This is a genomic window from Streptomyces sp. NPDC059679, from assembly GCF_042734105.1.
Classification (GTDB): Bacteria; Actinomycetota; Actinomycetes; order Streptomycetales; family Streptomycetaceae; genus Streptomyces.
Genome location: NZ_JBHWES010000022.1, coordinates 93,745 through 96,296 on the forward strand (window position 1 = coordinate 93,745; position 2,552 = coordinate 96,296).

Genomic DNA, 2,552 nt, shown 5'->3' on the forward strand with positions numbered 1-2,552 from the left:
CTTGCGGACATCATCGGGAAATTCGATGGAGTCCTCGGGGACGGAGCCTCCCCGGTCGGCACCGCTCAATGTTTTCCGCCGCCGCCTTGGGTGCCGTCCCCGCCCACGGAGTTCACGGCCTGCCGCAGTTCGTCGACGCTGTCCAGGGCGAAGGACTCCGCCCCCCGGACCTCCTGGAGTTCCTGGAGGCGCCCCTCGACCACGCCGACGACGGCGTCGGAGATGGCGAAGAAGGTGTCGCTGACGCCCTCGACGGTCTTCTCGTACTTGGGGCCGTACTCCTCGGCGACTTCGTCGTCGATCCCGTACCACCGCCGCGTGGGTTGCAGGGCCGAGGTGAATCCGCCCGGGAGCTCCCTCGCCTGCTTGGCGATGGCCCGGATCTCGTCCATCATGGCGATCAGCCGGGCCGGATCGGCCTCGTACCGCTCGCCGCCGTATCCGTAACTCATCCGACCTACCTCCGGTCCCCGTCCTCGTGGATCTCGTCTCGCAGCCGGTCGCTGGAACGGGCGTGCGCGGCCCGGCCCTTCGACGCGGTGTCCGCGAGCGGTGCGAAGATCTCGTCCCATTCGATACCGACACCGTCGAGGCGCGGGGCGCCGGTCACGCTGTCGGACAGCGGCCGGAAGGTGTCCATGACCGTCTGGGCCATCTGTGCCTGGGCCTGGGTCACCGCCTCCAGCACCGAGGCCGTGAGCTGCGCGGCGCCCATGGTGCGGTACCTGCCGTCCAGGAACTTCACATCGGCGAGCTGTCCCTGCGCGCCGACGGTCGCCTCGACCGCGCGGTCCCGCGACCGCACAGTGACGGAGGCCGTCCTGAGCTGCGCCTTGGCCTGGGCCACGGCCTGCTGGGTCCGTTCCATGTCGGCCATGGCCCGGGCCAGCTGGTCCTTGATCGATTCCTTGTCCATCAGTACGCCTCCCGCGCCGTTCTCAACGCCCGATGACGGCCGGGGCGCCGCCCTCGTCCGTGCCCCAGACGTCCTCGTCCTCCTCCAGCCACGCCGCCCGTTCGCGGTCGGAGCTCTGGGTCTGCGGCTGGCCGCCGCCCATGCCGCCACCCATGGGCGGGGCGAAGGGCATGCCGCCGGCGGTGGACATCCCGCCGCTGCGGGCCGCGACGACCTCCTCTTCCTGGTAGCTCGAACCGGACGGCCGGGGGCCGCCGACGCGGCGCACGATGGGCTGGCTGGGGTCGTCGAACACCCCGCGGACCCGCTCGGTTTCGGAGCCCGCGCCGCCGCTCGTGGACCCGTTCATCCGGGTGCCGGGGGGCAGCATCGGCATGCCGCCACCGGGCGAGCCACTGCCACTGCCGCCGCCCGAGCCGTAACCGTTGCCGGACGGATCGCCGTTGTACGGGGTGGTGTCGTACAGGTCGTCCTCATAGCCGCCGCCGTACAGGCCGTCGTACGAGGAGGAGCTCGACGGCGAGTGAAGGTCGGTGGAGCCGCCGAGGTTGCTCGGCAGGGTCTCGCCCGACTCGATCGGGGTAGTGGTCGTGGTGCCGTCGGGCTGGTGGTTGGTGATCAGACCCTTCTCCGGGTCGATACTGGTGCTGCTGCCGTCGGGGAAGTCGGTGGTGAGGGTCCCGTCCCGCTCCAGGGTCGTGACGCTGCCGTCGCTGTTAGTGATCGAGTCGCCGGGACGCAGATTGTCGATGTCCGTCGAGCCGTCCGGCAGGACGGTCGAGACATCGCCGCCCGGCACATCGATGGTCCGTGAGGTGCCGTCCGGGTACTCCAGGGTGACCGTGCGGTCGGGGTTGAGGGTCGTGGTGCCGCTGCTGCGGTCGAGCGAGGGGCTCTGGCCGCCGTAGTCGTCGGGCAAGTCGGAGGGCAGGTCCGGGCTTTCGTACCGCCCGAGGTTCCCGCCGCCGAGCTCCCGGGTCTGGCTCTCGTAGCGCTTCTCCGCCTCGGCCTGGCGCTGTTCCTGCTTGGCTTCCTGCTCGGCCTGCTTGGCCTCGGCCTCCTTCTCCTTCTGCTCCTGCTTCGCTTCCTGCTCCGCCTGCTTGGCCTCGGCCTTGGCCTCCTGCTCGGCCTGCTTGGCCTCCTGCTCCTTCTGCTTCTGCTCCTGCTTTGCCTCCTGTTCGGCCTGCTTGGCCTCGTATTCGCTCTCGGTCTGAATGCGCTTCTGTTCCTGCTCGGCCTGCCTGGCTTCCGCCTCCTTTTCCTTCTCGGCCTGCTTGGCCTCCTGCTCGGCCTGCTTGGCCTCGGCTTCCTTCTCCTTCTGCTCCTGCTTGGCCTCCTGCTCGGCCTGCTTCTCCTCGGCCTTGCGCTCCTGCTCGGCCTGCTTCGCCTCCTGCTCGGCCTCCTTCTCGGCCTGCTTGGCCTCCTGTTCCGCCTGCTTCTTCTCCTGCTCCTTCTTCTGCTGCTCGCGTTCCGTGCGTGCCAATGTCGTAGCAGCCTGCTGTTGTGCCTCTTGCTCCTTGTACCGCTCCTCCTGCTTCCGTTCCTGCTCGGCCTGCTTGGCCTCGGCTTCCTTCTCCTTCTGCTCCTGCTTGGCCTCCTGCTCGGCCTGCTTCTCCTCGGCCTTGCGCTCCTGCTC

General features: G+C 69.3%; 2 protein-coding genes and 1 pseudogene. All 3 read right to left on the reverse strand.

Annotated features, from left to right (window positions below):
* Positions 1 to 65: 65 nt before the first annotated feature.
* Positions 66 to 452, reverse strand: a complete 387-nt coding sequence (locus tag ACFV2X_RS23690) for a hypothetical protein (RefSeq protein ID WP_385619630.1) — start codon at positions 450 to 452, stop codon at positions 66 to 68.
* Between the two features lie 5 nt (positions 453 to 457).
* Positions 458 to 916, reverse strand: coding sequence for a YbaB/EbfC family nucleoid-associated protein (locus ACFV2X_RS23695; protein ID WP_385619632.1), 459 nt, complete (start codon positions 914 to 916; stop codon positions 458 to 460).
* A 22-nt stretch (positions 917 to 938) separates the two neighbouring features.
* Positions 939 to 2,552, reverse strand: a pseudogene (locus ACFV2X_RS23700) (cell surface protein); the annotation flags it as partial.